General features: G+C 69.4%; 16 protein-coding genes. 4 read left to right on the top strand and 12 right to left on the bottom strand.

Annotated elements, in window-relative coordinates; genetic code table 11:
- Nucleotides 1-165: 165 nt before the first annotated feature.
- On the top strand, nucleotides 166-1,425 hold the full coding sequence (locus ACO07Z_RS10150; RefSeq protein ID WP_421698614.1) for a class I SAM-dependent RNA methyltransferase: 1,260 nt from the start codon (nucleotides 166-168) through the stop codon (nucleotides 1,423-1,425).
- Nucleotides 1,426-1,431: 6 nt separating this feature from the next.
- Here ACO07Z_RS10150 and ACO07Z_RS10145 read toward each other — a convergent pair whose 3' ends face one another.
- The 4 genes from ACO07Z_RS10145 to aroC all read right to left on the bottom strand — a co-directional run bounded on the left by ACO07Z_RS10145 (nucleotide 1,432) and on the right by aroC (nucleotide 6,050).
- Nucleotides 1,432-2,238 (bottom strand): DUF1194 domain-containing protein, encoded by an 807-nt coding sequence (locus tag ACO07Z_RS10145; RefSeq protein WP_421698613.1) that lies wholly within the window; start codon nucleotides 2,236-2,238, stop codon nucleotides 1,432-1,434.
- A gap of 153 nt (nucleotides 2,239-2,391) precedes the next feature.
- Complete coding sequence (ribB, locus tag ACO07Z_RS10140; protein WP_421698612.1) at nucleotides 2,392-3,696, bottom strand: 3,4-dihydroxy-2-butanone-4-phosphate synthase; 1,305 nt, start codon at nucleotides 3,694-3,696, stop codon at nucleotides 2,392-2,394.
- Nucleotides 3,697-4,489: 793 nt separating this feature from the next.
- Nucleotides 4,490-4,798, bottom strand: a complete 309-nt coding sequence (locus ACO07Z_RS10135) for a hypothetical protein (RefSeq protein ID WP_421698611.1) — start codon at nucleotides 4,796-4,798, stop codon at nucleotides 4,490-4,492.
- A 139-nt stretch (nucleotides 4,799-4,937) separates the two neighbouring features.
- A complete protein-coding gene (gene aroC / locus ACO07Z_RS10130) occupies nucleotides 4,938-6,050 on the bottom strand; it encodes a chorismate synthase (RefSeq protein WP_421698610.1) in 1,113 nt (370 codons plus the stop codon).
- Between the two features lie 180 nt (nucleotides 6,051-6,230).
- On the opposite strand from aroC, the gene ACO07Z_RS10125 reads away from it, so the two are divergent.
- Nucleotides 6,231-7,550: a hemolysin family protein gene (locus tag ACO07Z_RS10125; protein WP_421698609.1), complete on the top strand. Its 1,320-nt coding sequence runs from the start codon at nucleotides 6,231-6,233 to the stop codon at nucleotides 7,548-7,550.
- Nucleotides 7,551-7,559: 9 nt separating this feature from the next.
- Here the strand turns inward: ACO07Z_RS10125 and ACO07Z_RS10120 are convergent, their stop codons facing one another.
- From ACO07Z_RS10120 to ACO07Z_RS10110, 3 genes are all read right to left on the bottom strand, one after another.
- Entirely contained in the window at nucleotides 7,560-7,778 is a 219-nt protein-coding gene (locus tag ACO07Z_RS10120) for a hypothetical protein (RefSeq protein WP_244379257.1), read from the bottom strand.
- A 294-nt stretch (nucleotides 7,779-8,072) separates the two neighbouring features.
- The gene (gene hrpB, locus ACO07Z_RS10115) at nucleotides 8,073-10,565 is read right to left on the bottom strand and encodes an ATP-dependent helicase HrpB (RefSeq protein ID WP_421698608.1); all 2,493 of its coding nucleotides are present in this window, start codon (nucleotides 10,563-10,565) and stop codon (nucleotides 8,073-8,075) included.
- A gap of 393 nt (nucleotides 10,566-10,958) precedes the next feature.
- Complete coding sequence (locus tag ACO07Z_RS10110) at nucleotides 10,959-11,234, bottom strand: hypothetical protein (protein ID WP_421698607.1); 276 nt, start codon at nucleotides 11,232-11,234, stop codon at nucleotides 10,959-10,961.
- 281 nt (nucleotides 11,235-11,515) lie between these two features.
- Here ACO07Z_RS10110 and ACO07Z_RS10105 point away from each other — a divergent pair, with 281 nt between their 5' ends.
- Nucleotides 11,516-12,235 carry a response regulator gene (locus tag ACO07Z_RS10105; protein WP_421698606.1) on the top strand — a complete coding sequence of 240 codons (720 nt, stop codon included), beginning with the start codon at nucleotides 11,516-11,518 and terminating at the stop codon, nucleotides 12,233-12,235.
- Nucleotides 12,232-13,776, top strand: coding sequence for a sensor histidine kinase (locus ACO07Z_RS10100; protein WP_421698605.1), 1,545 nt, complete (start codon nucleotides 12,232-12,234; stop codon nucleotides 13,774-13,776). Before ACO07Z_RS10105 ends, ACO07Z_RS10100 begins: the two co-directional genes overlap by 4 nt.
- A gap of 20 nt (nucleotides 13,777-13,796) precedes the next feature.
- Here ACO07Z_RS10100 and soxA read toward each other — a convergent pair whose 3' ends face one another.
- From soxA to ACO07Z_RS10075, 5 genes are read right to left on the bottom strand one after another with little or no spacing between them, the layout of a single operon-like run.
- Complete coding sequence (gene soxA / locus ACO07Z_RS10095; RefSeq protein WP_421698604.1) at nucleotides 13,797-14,570, bottom strand: sulfur oxidation c-type cytochrome SoxA; 774 nt, start codon at nucleotides 14,568-14,570, stop codon at nucleotides 13,797-13,799.
- A complete protein-coding gene (soxZ, locus tag ACO07Z_RS10090) occupies nucleotides 14,570-14,890 on the bottom strand; it encodes a thiosulfate oxidation carrier complex protein SoxZ (RefSeq protein WP_421698603.1) in 321 nt (106 codons plus the stop codon). The genes soxA and soxZ overlap by 1 nt, the downstream gene beginning before the upstream one ends.
- Nucleotides 14,887-15,387, bottom strand: a complete 501-nt coding sequence (locus ACO07Z_RS10085) for a SoxY-related AACIE arm protein (protein WP_421698602.1) — start codon at nucleotides 15,385-15,387, stop codon at nucleotides 14,887-14,889. Before ACO07Z_RS10085 ends, soxZ begins: the two co-directional genes overlap by 4 nt.
- A 4-nt stretch (nucleotides 15,388-15,391) precedes the next feature.
- Nucleotides 15,392-15,856 (bottom strand): sulfur oxidation c-type cytochrome SoxX, encoded by a 465-nt coding sequence (soxX, locus tag ACO07Z_RS10080; RefSeq protein ID WP_421698601.1) that lies wholly within the window; start codon nucleotides 15,854-15,856, stop codon nucleotides 15,392-15,394.
- Nucleotides 15,853-17,097, bottom strand: a complete 1,245-nt coding sequence (locus ACO07Z_RS10075; RefSeq protein ID WP_421700787.1) for an FCSD flavin-binding domain-containing protein — start codon at nucleotides 17,095-17,097, stop codon at nucleotides 15,853-15,855. Before ACO07Z_RS10075 ends, soxX begins: the two co-directional genes overlap by 4 nt.
- Nucleotides 17,098-17,099: the final 2 nt, after the last annotated feature.

The following is a 17,099-nucleotide window of genomic DNA, read 5'->3' as shown; positions in this document are numbered from 1 at the left end:
TAAGTAAAAATGACTGTCCATCTACAATGTTGGAATCAGCCGCGGCTAAAATACATGAGTCTCTTCGCGAAACCATGAGTTTTGGGTGATCGCTGATCATCTTTGTAGCGAGATAATGAGCTAAATACATAATAACCTATGATGCATGATGGAGCTGTTTCCCGCATGAACGTCGTCACGCTGGATATCGACCGCCTGGGTCACCGTGGTGACGGTATTGCCGACACATCGGAGGGGCAGGTTTTCGTGCCGCTGACCTTGCCCGGCGAAAGGGTGGAGGTGGCGCGCGAGCACGAGCGCGCGCGGCTGCTCGCCATCCGCATCCCAAGCTCGGAGCGCGTGGAGCCGATCTGCCCGCATGTCGGTCTGTGCGGCGGCTGCGCGCTCCAGCACTGGGCGCCGGCGCCCTATGAAACCTGGAAACGCGGCCTTGTGGTCGAGGCGCTGGCGCGGGCGGGGATTTCCACCGAGGTGGCGCCACTGCTCCCCGCGCATGGCGAAGGGCGCCGCCGGGCGACCTTCCACGCGCGTGGCACGGGCGGTAGTGCGCCGAAAGGGCGTGACACGCTGGCGGTCGGCTTTGCCGGACGGCGCAGCCACGCGGTGGTGGCCATCGACGCCTGCCCCATTCTGGCGCCGGGACTCGACGGTGCGCTGGCGGCGGCGTGGGCGGTGGCGCAGGAACTGGTGCCGCTGGCCAAGCCGCTCGACATCCAGGTGACGGCGACCGAAACCGGGCTGGACATGGATGTGCGCGGCAGCGGCCCGCTGAAGCCGGACCGCGTCGCCGCTCTGGCGCAGATCGCGGGTGCGCACCGGCTGGCGCGCCTTACCCGCCATGGCGAACTGGTGCTGCAGCGCGAGCCGCCGCTGCTCACCATGGGTCGGGCGCGGGTGGCGCTGCCGCCGGGGTCGTTCCTGCAGGCGACGGCGGCGGGGGAGGCGGCGCTGGCGCGGTTGGTCATGGAAGCGGTCGATGGCGTACGCGGCGCGGCGCGGGCGGTGGACCTGTTCTCCGGCGTCGGCACCTTCGCCCTGCGTCTGGCCGAGCGGGTGCGGGTGACGGCCTATGAATCTTCCGCTCCCGCCATCGAGGCGCTGAACAAAGCGGTGCGCGGGGTCGCCGGGCTCAAACCGCTGGCCGGCGAGGTGCGGGACCTGTTCCGCCGGCCGCTGCTGGCGCAGGAGATGAAAGGCGTGGATGTCGCGGTGTTCGATCCCCCGCGCCAGGGGGCGGAGGCGCAGGCGCGCCAATTGGCGGCGAGCGCGGTGCCGCTGGTGATCGGCGTGTCCTGCGACACGACCACCTTCGCGCGCGACGCGCAGATCCTCACCGAGGGCGGCTACCGGCTGGAGCGCGTCACCCCGGTCGACCAGTTCCTCTATTCCTCGCATGTGGAGCTGGTGGGGGTTTTTCGGCGCTGAGCGGCGTCAGTTACCCCAGCGTTCCATCCACATGCGCTCGCCGATGGAGCAGGACACGCGCGGCTCGGCGGCGGAGGCGTGCCGCACAAGCGGCGCGGGGGGCGGGCGGACGCCGGCGATTTCCAGCACCAGCTTGGTCTTGATGGCGTCGGCGAATTCGTGCGTGCCGCGCACGGGAATGACAAAAGCCCCCGGCCCGCCGATCACGCAGTCCTCGTAATAAATGTCGAGGTCGCCAATATCGAGCAGCGAGCCGCCGGACTCCTTCAGCATCAGCGGCAGGCCGTTAATGGTGATGCCGCGCGCCACCACCGCGTCGCGGGTCACGTCCACCAGCGGCCCCTGATTATTGGTACCGTCGCCGGAAATGTCGATCACCCGCCGCAGGCCGCGAATGCCGTTGCCGTCCATCAGGTCGGCACCGAAGGTCATGGCGCTGGAAATGGAGGTGCGGTAGACGCGCCGCAAAGGCGCCCGACTGATCGCGTCGGCGAAGGCGCGGGCCTCGCTGGGGCTGCCGATCAGCGTCCAGTCCACCACCAGCTTCTGCTCATCCGCCCCCGCCCATTCGACATAGGCAATGGCGACGCGGCCATGCGGGCCGAGCCGCAGCGCATTGAGGAATTCCGGCGAGGTGACGGCGGCGATATAGCCCTCGCGCTGCAAGGCGAGTTCGTCGAGGTCCATGGAGTAGGACACGTCGACCGCCAGCACCAACTCGACATCCACCATCGTGTCGGCGCGGGCGATCGCCGGCGCGCTCACACCCAGAAAGGCCGCGACCAGGGCGGCAAAGGCACGCATGCACGCCATCGCGACCTCCGTCCTTGACGGGTCTCGACGTGTCAGAGACGCGTCGTCACGATGGTGACACGAGCCTTGCCCGGCCAGAAGCCGAAAGTGCAGGCAGAGGCGGCCGGGCGATGCCGTTCGCGTGAGCGTTCGCTACCGGGGTAGCGGCCGCCGTCAGCCGTCCAGCATCTCCGTGCCGAGGATTTCGATGCCGAAGCCGGCGACGCCGACATAGGTGCGGGCGCGCGACGCCAGCAGCCGTATCGACGAGATGCCGAGATCGCGCAGGATCTGCGCGCCGAGGCCGACCTCGCGCCAGTTCTGGTCACGCAGCTTGGCGCTTTCGACCTTGTCCTCGCCGCCGACGGTGGAGACCGGCACGCCCGTCGTGCCGTCGCGCAGATAGACCAGCACGCCGCGCCCTTCCGCCTTGATGCGCTCCAGCGAGGCGCGCAGCGCCTTGCCGCCGGTGAACACGTCGCCGATCGGGTCGGCCCGGTGCAGCCGCACCAGCACGTCGCGCCCGTCGCCGATCTTGCCGTAGACGAGCGCGATATGGTTCACCGGCTCGAACGGCGTGACATAGGAAATGGCGTGCATGTCGCCGACGATGGTGGGGGCGGCGAATTCGGCGGTGCGGCTCACCAGCTTCTCGCGCAGCTGGCGATAGGCGATGAGATCGGCCACCGAGATGCGGGTGAGCTTGTGCGCGGTGGCGAAGTCCGTGACCTTCGGCCCGCGCATCACCGTGCCGTCGTCGTTGACCAGCTCGCAGATGACGCCGACCGGCTCCAGCCCGGCGAGGCGGCACAGATCCACCGCCGCCTCGGTGTGGCCGGAGCGCATGAGCACGCCGCCATCCCGAGCGATGAGCGGGAAAATGTGGCCGGGCCGCACGAAATCCACCGCGCCGGCATTGGGGTTGGCGAGGCCGCGCACGGTGGCGGTGCGGTCTTCGGCGGAAATGCCCGTGGTGGTGCCGTGGCGGTAATCCACCGAGATGGTGAAGGCGGTGGCGTGGGGGGCGTCGTTATCCGTCACCATCGGGTTGAGCCGCAGCCGCTTGGCGTGCTCGGCGGTGAGCGGGGTGCAGACGATGCCCGAGGTGTGGCGCACGATGAAGGCGAGCTTTTCCGCCGTCGCGAACTGGGCGGCGACGATGAGGTCGCCTTCGTTCTCGCGGTCGTCGTCGTCGGTGACGACGAGCATCTCGCCACGGGCAAAGGCTTCGATGGCCGCTTCGACGCGGGCCTGCAGATTATCGCTCATGAAGGTCGCTTCCACGCTCGCCAGCCCGAGGAAATCGTTCGGCGTCACCGCGCCGCCGGTGGCGGCGGCGATGCGCGCGCCCGCTTCCCGGGAAATCCAGGCCGTCTCGTCCTTGCACAGCGCGGTGATGCTGGCGGGCGACAGGCCGACGGCGCGCGCGAAAGCGCTCTTGGTCGTGCCTGAGGTGGTGAGCCAGTCCGCGAGTTTCATGACCGACAGGCTAGGCCGTCCGGCTTTCGTCCGCAATGAAAAGATGCGGGACTTTCAGTAATACTGAAAACGAGGCGTGATCGAGCCCGACATGGCGGGCAGCCTAAAGCACCCCGTCGCCGGTTCGGGCGCGGGGCTGCGGGCCGGCACGTCGCCTGCCGCCCCGACAAGGGGCGTGCGGGGCGCCGGGGCGGAAACCCCGGCGGTCGCCTGCACCGTGTGTGAAAAGGTGGTGCAAGCAGGTCTTCAACCGTCCGACGCGCCGCCTCCGGCGCCCCGCAACGCGGTGTTTCTAGGCTTGCTCCATGCGCGCCCGGGAGGACTGTCGCTTTCTATCCTCCCCTGTGGGGTGCTTGACGCGCCGGCGCGCCCTTGCGGACGGGTCGGCGCGCGTCGCCCCGTGGCCGGTGGGAAGACCGACCGGGGACGCATGGCTTGGGCCGCCGGGCCTTGGGGTGCGTTATCCCCGCCGCCCGGCCACCGCCGCCCATCCCGCGCGAGCCGGTCGCTCCGGTTGCGCCCCCTTCGTCGGGATGAGGTGGGGCAAGGATGGCAGAGAAAATGGGAGGTGTCTAGGATTTTATTCCTTGATGAGATCGGGCGTGGATGCCGTGGCCGCCTCCTGTTCCCGTACGATCCCGGACGGCCGTCAGGCCGATCCGGGATCGTGCGGAAATGGCGAGCGATCCCGGCTCTTCGCTGCGCTCCGGCCGGGATGACGACCTCAGTCGCACGCCTGAACCTTCGGCTTTCTCGGCGATGAAGATCCCCGCGGCTGAAGACCTTCTGAATACTATCGGCGTGAACGTAGGGTGGAGAGCGAAACTAGAAAATAAACGAAAAATGCCGGGAGTATCCCCAGAATAGCCAAGCCTTCAAGTGCCAGAAGATATTCACGCTCCGCTTCCTGCATGTCGTAGTAGATCTCTTCAAAGGTCTTTCCCGTGCTGCTCCTGTCGGAGCGGGCATCGATCATCTGGTGCCGCTCCTCCCAGAGAGCTTCATATGTGTCCCGGAAGAAGGAAAACTTGACGATAAACGCAACAAGAAAAATCCAGCCGAGGGGAAGCAGCAGGGCACTCAGCTTGAGGAGCCTTCGCATGGGTCGATACTCCCAGAGGGCACCGTTTGAGGGGGCGCAGCCGCAACCCGGCACCGTCGCAGTGTCGGCGAGTAACGCGACCTCTGCAACCTCCAGCTTCAACCCTTCTGTGGCGTCGTGAGGGCGCCGCCGGCCAGCCTCAGCGCGGGAACGGCCAGGCCGGCGGGGTGCCCACCTGGCCGCGATGGCGCAGGAAATGGTCGGCGAGCACGCAGGCCACCATCGCCTCGCCCACCGGCACGGCGCGGATGCCGACGCAGGGGTCGTGCCTTCCCTTGGTGACGATCTCCGCATCCTCGCCATGGCGCGTCACCGTGCGGCGCGGGGTGAGGATGGAGGAGGTGGGCTTGACCGCGAAGCGCACCACCACCGGCTGGCCGGTGGAAATGCCGCCGAGAATGCCGCCGGCGTGGTTGGCGAGGAAGACCGGGCGGCCGTCATTGCCCATGCGCATCTCGTCGGCATTGTCCTCGCCGGTCAGCGTGGCGCTGGCGAAGCCCTCGCCGATCTCCACGCCCTTCACCGCGTTGATGCTCATCAGCGCCGCCGCGAGATCGGCGTCGAGCTTGCCATAGAGCGGGGCGCCAAGGCCCGGCGGCACGCCTTCCGCCACCACCTCGATCACCGCGCCGACCGAGGAGCCGGATTTGCGGATGCCGTCGAGATAGTCCGCCATGCGCGCGGCCGCCTGCGCGTCCGGGCAGAAGAACGGGTTGCGGCCGATCTCCGCGCTGTCCCAGTTCGCCCGGTCGATGCCGATCTCGCCCATCTGCACCAGCGCGCCGGTGATGGTCATATCAGGCAGCACCTTGGCGGCGATGGCGCCGGCGGCGACGCGCACCGCCGTTTCGCGCGCGGAGGAGCGCCCGCCGCCGCGATGGTCGCGCAGGCCGTATTTCACGTCATAGGCATAATCGGCATGGCCGGGGCGATAGCTCTCGGAAATCGCCGAATAATCCTTGGAGCGCTGGTCGACATTCTCGATGAGGAAGGCGATCGGCGTGCCGGTGGAAAGGAGCGTGCCGTCTTCCTCCGCCAGCGTGCCGGAGAGGATGCGCACCTCGTCCGGCTCGCGCCGCTGGGTGGTGAAGCGCGACTGGCCGGGCCGGCGGCGGTCGAGCGCGGCCTGCACCTCCTCCAGCCGGAAGCGGATGCCGGGCGGGCAGCCATCGATCACCCCGCCAATGGCGGGCCCATGGCTCTCGCCGAAGGTGGTGACGCGGAAGAGATGGCCGAAACTGTTGAAGGACATAGCGGTTCCGCCGGCGGCAGGGGAGGGGTCACGGCGCTTCTAGGCGCCCGCGCGGCGGGCGTCAAACAGCGCGTTCGGCGCCGTTCGACGGTTCAGCACATGGCGCCCTGTTGGCGCCCACATGGCGAAGGACGGCGTTCGTGCTACATCTCTCCCATTCGTGATTGTCAAACCGAGCCAATGCCCCTTTTTGAAATCGCCGTTGTCGTCCTGCTCGTCCTGATCAATGGCGTGCTCGCCATGGCCGAGCTTTCCGTCGTTTCCGCCCGCCCGGCCCGCCTGCGCTCCATGGCCGATGGCGGCTCCCACGGCGCCCGCATGGCGCTGCAGCTCGCCGCCGATCCCGGCCGCTTCCTCTCCACCGTGCAGATCGGCATCACGCTGATCGGCATTCTCGCCGGTGCCTTCTCCGGCGCCACGCTCGGCACCATGCTGGGCGAATGGCTGCAGGAACAGGGCATGTCGCCCGGCCTTGCCGGCGGCCTCGGCTATTCGCTGGTCGTGGCGGCGATCACCTATATCTCGCTGATCATCGGCGAACTCATCCCCAAGCGCCTCGCCTTGCAGAGCCCGGAAAAGCTCGCGAGCCTGGTGGCGCCGGGCATGGTGATGCTGGCCCGCATCGGCGCGCCGGCGGTGTGGCTGCTCGACATTTCCTCCCGCCTCGTGCTGCGCCTGCTCGGCGAGCACGGCAAGGGCGAGGAGAACAACGTCACCGACGAGGAAATCCGCGCCATCGTGATGGAGGCGGAGACGGCGGGCGTCATCGACCCCGACGAGCGCAAGATGATCGCGGGCGTGATGCGCCTCGCCGACCGGCCGGTGCGGGCGGTGATGACGCCGCGCACCGATGTCGACTGGATCGACCTCACCGACGACCCCGACGCGGTGCGCCAGACCATCCGCGAAACCCGCCACACCCGCATGCCGGCCTGCGAGGGCACGCCGGAGGAGAGCGTCGGCGTCATCGACATTCGCGACCTGCTCGAAGCCTATCTCAATGGCGAGACGCCCGACCCGCGCCGCCTGGTGAAGCCCGCCGCCGTGCTGGTGGAGACCGCCGGCGCGCTCGACGCGATGAAGGTGCTGCGCCACGCGGAATCGCCGCTGGCGCTTGTCGTGGACGAATATGGCTCGATGGTCGGCATCCTCACCCCGGCCGACCTGCTCGACGCCATCGCCGGCACGGTGGTGCTGGATGAGGCCGGCCTTGCCAAGCCCGATGTGGTGGAGCGGGCCGATGGCAGCTATCTCGTCGCCGGCTCCACGCCGGTGGACGAACTCGCCGAGGTGCTCGGCATCCAACTGCCGCAGGACGCCGGCTTCCACACCGCCGCCGGCCTGGTGCTGCATGAGCTGAAGGCGCTGCCGCAGGAGGGCGCCGCCTTCGAATCCATGGGCTGGCGCTTCGAGGTGGTGGACATGGACGGACGGCGCGTCGACAAGCTGCTGGTGCAGCGCGCCGTGGTGCCGCGCCGGCGGGCGCCGCTGCTGGGCTAAGCCTCGCCTTCAGCGCACCATGACATCGACCGAGACCGCCGACGTGGCCGTCGGCAGCCCGCCATAGCGGGTGCCGACGCCGACGACGACGGTGACGATGGCGACCGCGAGCGCGGCGGCGATCAGGCCATATTCAAGGCCTGTGCCCTGGGGGCGGCGTGCGACGGCGGTGCGACGGCGCGACGCCATCGACTGCCCGACCATTTCCCGTTCCACCATTTCGCGCATGGGCCTGTCTCTGCTTGCAATCATCCACGTGACATCTGTCTTGGGACAGATTTTGTTGTGAGGTCAGCTTGCGCCTCACACCTTGACCACGCGTTAAAGCCAGCCTTGCGCGGCGCTCCTCTTGGTCTGTGGTTAATGTTTGCCGGAACGGCATGGTTAATACTTCGTCGCGGCGGGGAACTCAGAGCCTGATCCGATCAGGTTGAATCAACCCGATCGGTGAATCAGTCTCTAAAATATTGATAGAGAACGTTTTACCGATCGGATTGCGATGCGATCAGATCGGAACGTGCTCTAGCCGCGCGGCTTCGCCCGCCTTGTCGGCTCGGCCTGCGCCGGGTCTTCCGGCCAGGGGTGGCGCGGGTAGCGGCCGCGCATCTCCGCGCGCACATCCCGCCAGGAGCCGGCCCAGAAGGCCGGCAGGTCGCGGGTGAGCTGGATCGGCCGGTGCGCGGGGGAGAGCAGCGACAGGATCAGCGGCACCCGCCCGCCGGCGATGCTGGGGTGGGTGGTGAGGCCGAACAGCTCCTGCACCCGCACATGCAGCGTCGGCCCGCCCTCGGCCGCGTAGTCGATGGGCAGGCGCGAGCCGGTCGGCACCTCGTAATGGGTGGGCGCCGCCGCTTCCATGCCGCGCGACAACTCCCACGGCAGCAGGCCGGACAGGGCGCGGCCGAGCCGGTCGGCATCAAGCGCGCCGAGCGAGGTGATGTCGTCCAGCGCCGGGGCCAGCCAGTCCTCGGCCGTGGCCGCCAGAGTCTCCCAGCCGAGGTCCGGCCAGAGATCGGGTGCGCTGGCGTGGAGGAAGCGCGCACGGTCCAGCCATTGCCGCTGCGCGTCGGACCAGGCGAGCCGCTCCAGCCCGCGCGCGGCGGCGGCATGGGCCAGCGCCCGCGCGGTCTCCGGTCCCGGTTTGAGCGGCGCGGTGCGCTCGGCCAGCACCAGCGCGCCGAGCCGGCGGATGTGGCGGGCGCGCAGCGCGCCCGAGGCGGCATCGAAGGCGGTTTCCACCCCCTCGGTGATCGCGTCGCCGAACTCGGCCTCGATCTCCGCCTCGGTCAGCTCGGCGGCGAGCAGGATGCGGGCCTCGTCCGCCGTTCCGGTGAGTTCGGCGATGGCGAGGAAGCGGGCGCGGGCGAGCGCGGCGGCGGGGTCGATCGCCGCGCCACGGCCATTCGCCAGCACGAAGCGCCGCCCGTCGCCGCGCCCGCGCGCCACCCGGTCCGGGAAGGCCAGCGCCAGCAGCACGGCGGGCGAGGGCGCCTCGCCCGCCCTTCGCGTCCCGGCCCCGCGCGTCCCCGCCACCTGCCGTTCCGCCTCGCCGGCCCAGCGCTCCGCCAGACGGCGCGCCTCTTCCGCCCGGCGGGAGCGGTCGCGGGAAAAGTCCATCAGCCGGTGCGCGAGGTCGGGGGCGTCGCCGCCGAGCCCGCGCTCGGAAACGAGGGCGGCGATGCGCGCCGCCTCTTCCCCCGCGCCGCGTCGCGCGCCCTCGATCACCATGCGGGCGAGGCGCGGTTCCAGCGGCAGCCGGGCCATGGCGCGGCCGAGCGGGCTCACCTGCCCGTCGGCGTCGAAGGCGCCGAGCGACGTGAGCAGCGCCTTCGCCTCCTTCACCGCCGGGGCGGGCGGCGGATCGAGAAAGGCGAGGCTGGCGGGATCGCGCACGCCCCACACGGCGAGGTCGAGCACGAGGCGGGAGAGGTCGGCGGCGAGAATTTCCGGGGTGGCGAAGGCCGGCAGGCTCGCGGTTTCCGGCTCGCTCCACAGCCGCAGGCACACGCCCGGCTCCGTGCGCCCGGCGCGGCCGCGCCGCTGGTCGGCGGCGGCGCGCGACACCCGCACCGTTTCCAGCCGGGTGAGGCCGACGCCGGGCTCGAAGCGGGGGACCCGGGCGAGGCCGCTGTCGATGACGACGCGCACCCCCTCAATGGTGAGGCTGGTCTCGGCGATGGAGGTGGCGAGCACCACCTTGCGCCGGCCTTTGGGCGCCGGGGCGATGGCGCGGTCCTGCTCGGCCGGGGGGAGAGCGCCGTAGAGCGGGGCGATGTCGAGCGCGGGGTCGTGGACCGTCTCACGCAAAAAGCGCTCGGTGCGGCGGATCTCAGACGCGCCGGGCAGGAAGGCGAGCAGCGAGCCCGTCTCCTCGCGCAGCGTGCGGGCGATGAGATCGGCCATCTGCCGCTCCACTGGCGCACCGGGCAGGCGGCCGGCATAGCGGGTTGCCACCGGGAAGGCGCGGCCGACGCTTTCGATGACCGGCGCGCCGGCGAGAAGGCGGGCGACGCGGGCACCGTCCAGCGTGGCGGACATCACCAAGAGCCGCAAATCCTCGCGCAGCGCGCCTTGCGCGTCGAGGGCCAGAGCGAGGCCGAGATCGGCGTCGAGGCTGCGCTCGTGGAACTCGTCGAACAGCACGGCGGCGACATCGGAAAGCTCCGGGTCATCCAGCATCATGCGGGTGAAGATGCCTTCGGTGATGACCTCGATGCGGGTGGTGCGCCCGATCTTCGAGCCGAAGCGGGCGCGGTAGCCGACCGTCTGCCCGGCCTCCTCGCCCAGCGTCTGCGCCATGCGGGTGGCGGCGGCGCGGGCGGCGAGGCGGCGCGGCTCCAGCACAAGGATTTTCCGCCCCGCCACCCAGGGCTCGCCGAGCAGCGCCAGCGGCACCCGTGTGGTCTTGCCCGCGCCCGGCGGGGCGACAAGCACGGCCGCCGTGCCCACGCGCAGGGCGGCGGTGAGTTCCGGCAGGGCGTCGTCGATGGGGAGGGGCGAGAGGGGCGGCGGCATGCGCAGGGCTATACAGCCTGTTGCCCTGCGCGGGAACGGGCGCGACCTCATACGCCTGCTGCCCGCTGTGCCCTCAGGACCGGCCTTGACCCGGCCACCCGGCTTTGGGCGGGCGCTAGTGGGAAGGCTGGGTCCCCGGGGTCAAGCCCGGGGATGAGGGCGGCTGGAAGGCCGGCCGATGGGCACCATCCTTCGAGGCCCGGCCGCTGGCCGGGCACCTCAGGACGACGTTGTTTGGGAGGAACAGGGCGCCAGATACGTTCATGGCCGGGCTTGACCCGGCCACCCAGACTTTTCAGCGGTACGAGGCGGGAGCGCTGGATCCCCGGGACAGGACGCGCGAAGGGCGCCGACCTTCCGGCCCGCGCCCTCCACTCACAGATAGCGATGCTCTCAGCGGGTGGAGCGAATGTTCTGCTCGATCTGGCGCTGGATGTAGGGCTCGACATTCTGGGTCGATGGCTCGCTGACATAGGCGTTGCGACCTTCGACCACCGGCCCGGTGGCACCGCCATTGGTCCGCGCCTCGCTGGAACTGCGGACGGCGGCGCCGTAGCCGGCCTTCTCCACCGGGTCCCGCCCATCGGCCAAAGCCGTGTTGACCAGGCCAGCGGCAGAAAGAGAAAGAATGGTGGCGGTGAGGGTCATCTTCCAGTTGAACTTGGTCATGATAGTATCTCCTGTTGCTCTGTCTCCTGCTCCAATTTATCGGCGCGCAGGGTAATACGTCTAAACTGAATTAGTAATTGATTTTACTCAGGTGTCTGACGCAGCGGCGGCTTGCCGTCGTCCGATGAAGCCAAGATAGGCGGAAGATGTCGCAGAAATTCTTCGCAAGAGACCGTCAATTGTCTCCGGCTGTCGCAACCCATCGGCGCTATACGCTTTGTTACAATTTTTCCCAGCGGGCAAAGGGCGATGGCGGTATGTAAAGGGCGTGGAGCTTAACTATGGACGCCGTACCGCACATCGCCATCGTCGACGACCATCGCGACATTCGCGATCTCGTCGGTAAATATCTGCACCGGCACGGTTACCGCACCTCGCTGGCGGAGAACGCTGCCGCGTTCCGCCGGCTGATGGAGCGTAACGCCTTCGACCTCGTGGTGCTCGACGTGATGATGCCCGGCGAGGACGGGCTCTCGCTCTGCCGCTATCTCAGGGAATCCACGCAGCTTCCGGTCATCATGCTCACGGCGATGGCGGAAGAGACTGACCGCATCGTCGGGCTGGAGCTGGGGGCCGACGACTATCTCTCCAAGCCGTTCAACCCGCGCGAACTGCTTGCCCGGATCAAGGCGGTGCTGCGGCGGGTGCAGAGCCTGCCGCCGCAGCGCGGGCAATTGAAGGCCAAGGAGTTGCGCTTCGACCGCTGGGCGCTGAATGTCGGACGCCGCGAGCTGATCGATCCGGACGGGCTCGCCGTTCCGCTGAGCACGGCCGAGTTCCGGCTGCTGAGCGTTTTCCTCGACCATGCCGGGCTGGTGCTGAGCCGCGACCAGTTGCTCGACCTTACCGTCGGACGCAGCGCGGAGCCGTTCGACCGCGCCATCGACAACCAGGTGAGCCGGCTGCGCAAGAAAATCGAGACCGATCCGAAATCGCCCGTGCTGATCAAGACGCATTGGGGCGGCGGCTACAGCTTCTCGGCCGAGGTGGAGGGGCAATGATCAGGGTGTGGAACCGCAGCCTAACGGCCCGCTTCGTCGCGGTGGTGCTGCTGGCGCTCGCGGTGTCGCAGGGCATCAGCTTCTTTCTGTTCACCGACGAGATGGGCGGCGTGCTGCTGCGCACGGCCAAGGCCGAATTCCTCAGCCGCAGCGCCTCGGTGGCACAGGTGCTGGAGACCACCCCGCCCGCCGTGCAGGCCGACATCTTGCAGGCGAGCGGCACCAGCTACACGCGCTTCTGGGTGACCCCGGCCTTTCCCGGGGATGTCGAGAGCTGGCGCCGCGAGGCCAAGAAGCGCCTCTCCGAACCGCTGCCGACCCTGGCTAATCTCGCCGGCAGCGAGGCGGGGTCGCGGGAGACCGCTTCGGCTCCGGCGCCTGTCCCGGCGCTCGCCCCGCAGCCGCTGAGCACGGCTGGTGCCTCGGCAGGTCCGTCGAGCGGCGCGCCCTACACCAGCTGGCTCGACCTGCCCGCCCATGCGTGGCCGCTCTCGCGCGCGGCCAAATTCATGTATTGGGGCGACACCACCGGCCTCGGCCTCGCCGTGCAGCTGAAGGACGGGTCCTGGCTCAACAGCGCCTTCTCCAAGAAGATGGCGAACAGCATGTGGACCACCCGCTCGCTGATCTCGCTGGCGGTGACGGCGATCGTGCTCTCGCTCTGCGCGGTCTTCATCGCCCGCACCATGACCAAGCCCATGCGGCGCCTCGCCGCGGCGGCGGAAGCGCTGGGGCGGGGCGAAAGCGTCGCGCCGTTGGAGGAGAAGGGGCCGGACGACCTGCGTCACACGGCCGTGGCGTTCAACCTCATGCAGTCGCGGCTGCAGCGCTTCGTCGAGGACCGTACCCGCATGCTGGCGGCGATCGGGCATGATCTGCGCACGCCGATCACCTCGCTGCGGCTGCGGGCGGAGTTCGTTGCCGATGACGAGACGCGCGAGAAGATGCTCGACACGCTGGACGAGCTGCGCGCCATGACCGAGGCGACGCTGGCCTTCTCGCGCGAGCAGGCGACCGAGGAGGTCACGCGCAATGTCGATCTCACCGCGCTGGTGGGCAGCCTGTGCGACGACCTTGTGGAGATCGGCTACGAGGTCGCCTGTGCCGAAGGGCCGAAGATCAGCTATCGCTGCCGGCCGGACGCGCTGAAGCGGTCGGTGCGCAATCTGGTGGAGAATGCGGTGCGCTATGGCGAGCGCGCCCGTGTTGCCTTGCGCACGACGCCGCAGGCGATCGAGATCGTGATCGAGGATGACGGGCCGGGCATTCCCGCCGACATCGCCGAGAAGGTGTTCGAGCCGTTCTTCCGCCTGGAGCATTCGCGCAACCGCGAAACCGGCGGCATCGGCCTCGGCCTGTCGATCTCACGCAACATGGTGCGCCATCATGGCGGCGACATCACCCTTGCCAATACCGGCCACGGCCTGCGCGCCACCATCAGCCTGCCCCACGCCGCTCTCGCCGGGCCGGAAGCGAAAGGCCCGGTGCGCGCGTCGCGTCGGCCCGGCCTTCCCATCGGCGCCCGCACGCCGGCGGAGTGATGTTGCCCGCCCGCTTCTGACTATGGCCGCACGGCCGGCGTTTCGATCTCCATGCCGGCGGCGCGCTGCATGAGATAAAGCTCCAGCGCGATGAACTCCTCGGAGCCCGCCGCGAAAGGCTCGGCGCGCACGCCGATCATGCAGTTTCGCATGCGGCGCTGAAGCGAGCCGATGCCCTGCCATTCCAGACGGTAAAGCGGATAGCCGGTCGGGTGCGCCTGGGTGACGGCGCTGCCGGCCAGACGCTGGTTCCAGTTGTCCTCGTGGCAGTCGGCGCAGGACAGGTCGAGCTGGCCCATGCGGCTGGAAAACATCTGCCGCCCGGCCTCGCGATAAACATCGAGCCGGGGCTCGGCCGGCGGCGCGACCGGCAGACCGCGCGACTGGTGCGTGACGAAGGTGGTGAGAGCAAGCAGCTCCTCGCTCTCCCGCGCCAGCGCCGGCGCGCCCTGTCGCTGCGTGCGACACTGATTGACGCGGCCGGCGACATCGATGGGGCGTCCGCCGGAAGCGTCGAGGGCGGGATAGCGGGCGGCGACGCCGCGCATGCTCTCCGCCGCCGGACCGTGGCAGCCGGCGCAGGAGGGGCCGGACGCGCCCGGCTGCTCCCACAGCCCGCCCCCCTGCAGTACCCAGAGCATGCCGGGATTGGCGGAATCGTCCGCCTGCATCGCCTGCGTCTGCGGGCCCATGAAGGCGGCCCCGGAACGCCGCTCTTCCGGCGCGAGGCCCTGCGCCATCGCCGGGCCGGCGAGGAAGGCGAGGGCGAGCAGGCTCGCGGCCGGCCGGCGCATCAGCTCACCACGATCTCGGCGCTGGCCGTTTCGGTCCGCCCCTCGTCGTCGGTCCAGGCAAACGAAACCGTGCCGCTTTCCGCCGCGACGAGACTGAATGACACGAACGGGTTGGCCGACATGGCGGGGAAGAACTCGGCCGCGAACACCTCCTCCCCGCCATAGGTGCATGTGAGGCGGGTGATGATGCGCCGGGGGATTTCGACCCCGTTCGGCCCCATGCGGTAGCCGGTTTCCATGGGGTGGGCGATCATCGCTCTGATGTCGACGATCTCGCCCTTTTTCGCGGTCTCCGGCACGCTGACGAGGGCGCGGGTCATGACAAATCCTCGATGCAGGCGGCGAGGGTGACGATGACATTGGCTTCGCTCGACCAGTAGCTGCCGTCGCTCAGCTCGGCGACGGCCACGAGGGTCTGCGAAGTGGCGAGGCGGATGCGGGTGGCGATGCGGGCGCGGCCATTGCGCGGGCCGAGATGGAAGATCGCGACATCGGCCTGAGGGTTCTTCTCGTTGAACAGGCCGATGCGGCGGACAAAAGCGGCCTCGGTCATCGGGCTCTCGACCGCGACGGTGACGCCGACCGCATTTCCGTTCTCCACCAGCGGCGGAACGGTGAGCGTCACCCGGCCGGCATTGACCGGCGCGCCGCCGGTGAAGCCGGCGACGGCTTCTGCCAGCGAGGGCCGCGCCAGTGCCCGCAGCGGCAGCGCCATGACCAGAATGCCGATGCCGCCGGCCAGCACGGCGCGGCGGCCAAGCGAGGGGCCGCCGGCGGGTTCCCGTATCGCGCGCTCTCGGATCGTGGGCGCTTTCATGGGCTCACTCCTTGAGGGTCAAGAGATAGGCGACCAGATGCTCGATCTCGGCCGCCCCGAGCACCGGCTTGCCTTGCCAGGCCGGCGCGATGCGCGCCCCTGTCGCACGCGCGTGGTAGCTGGGCATGATGCTCTCCGGGTCGAGCCGCTTCATGTCGACGATGCGCAGCCTGATCTGCCCCTCGTCGAGCCGAGAGCCGACGCCGGCAAGGCTCGGCGCCAGCGTGCCCTGAAGCTGAATCGCACCGCCGGGAACCGCGTGACACAGGATGCAGAGGCTGCGGTGCCGCTCGGCGATCAGCGCCTGCCCCATGGCTGGATCGCCGCGCTGCCCGCCGAGCGGTTCGCGAATGCTGTCGTCTGTCACGACATAGGGCACCCGTTCGGCACCCTCCAGAGCGTCGGCGCGTACGGCGCTCCCCGCCACGCCGGACAATGCGAGAGCGGCACCCGCGAGCGCCCGTCTCACCCGAACGCCTCCGCGGTGATGGTGTCGAACCACGCTTCGCCATAGGCGGCCTCCTCGGCGCGGAGGGCGCCCGGCGCGTCCGGCGGAGAGGTCCCTCCGGCGCCCTCCACTTCCGCGAGCAGCCCATTCTGCGGGCTGTACACGCCGGCGATGGAAATGCCGTAATCCGGCGCCAGCAGACTGTAGCAGGTGTTGATCAGCTTCGGCTCGCCCGGGTCGCGGCCGCGCAGAAGGGCGATGACGGCGCTGGCGCACGCCTTGGCCTGGGCATTGGCGGTGAAGGCGGATTTCGGCATCGCCCCGCCAATGGCGGCGTCGCCGATAACATGGATATGCGGCACGAGCCGGGATTCGAAGGTGACGGGGTCGATGGGGCACCAGCCGCTGCGATCCGTGACGCCGGCGATGTCGGCGATGGCGCCGGCGCGCTGCGGGGGAATGACGTTGGCCACCGCCGCGCGGTGCTCGCCGAACTCGGTCCGCAGCGTGCGGGTCGCGGCGTCCACCTCGGTCACTGCGCCGCCAAAGGAGAGGCCGACCCATTCGATCATGCCGGGGTAGAGCGCGGCCCAGCCCGCTTCGAACAGCCGCTGCTTGGAGAAGGCGTCCTTGGCGTCGAGGATGATGAGCTTGGAGCGCGGCTTGTGGGCTTTGAGGTAGTGCGCGATCAGGCTCGCCCGCTCATAGGGACCGGGCGGGCAGCGGAAAGGATTGGCCGGGGCGGAGATGACCACCAGCCCGCCATCCTCCATCGCCTCCAGCTGGCGGCGCAGCAGCAGGGTCTGCTCGCCGGCCTTCCAGGCATGCGGCATCAGTTCGGCGGCCGCGACGTCATAGCCGGGAATGGCGTCGAAGCGCAGCTCGATCCCGGGCGCGACGACGAGGCGGTCATAGCCGAGCCGTACCTCGTCGGCGAGCACGACGCGCCGGTGTTCCGCTTCCACCCGCACGGCCCTCTGCGACACGTGATGGATGCCGTCGGCGGCGAGGCCGGCATAGCCGAAATGCTGTGCCTCCATGTCGCGCAGCCCGGCGATCACCGCATTGCTGAGCGGGCAGGCGGTGTAATGCGCATTGGGTTCCACCAGCGCCACGGCGATGCCGGCGTCCTCGCGCTTCAGGGCGCGCGCAAGGCTGGCCCCGCCGAAACCACCGCCGATCACCACCACGCGGGGGGCCGACTGGGCGAGCACGGCAGGGCTGGTGAGAGCGGCGCAGACCCCCGCCGCCAGCCCGCCCAGAA

This window comes from Ancylobacter sp. (assembly GCF_965229075.1).
Lineage (GTDB): Bacteria > Pseudomonadota > Alphaproteobacteria > Rhizobiales > Xanthobacteraceae > Ancylobacter.
The sequence above is the reverse complement of the archived record's forward strand: the minus strand, read 5'-3'. Positions and strand labels throughout refer to the sequence as shown.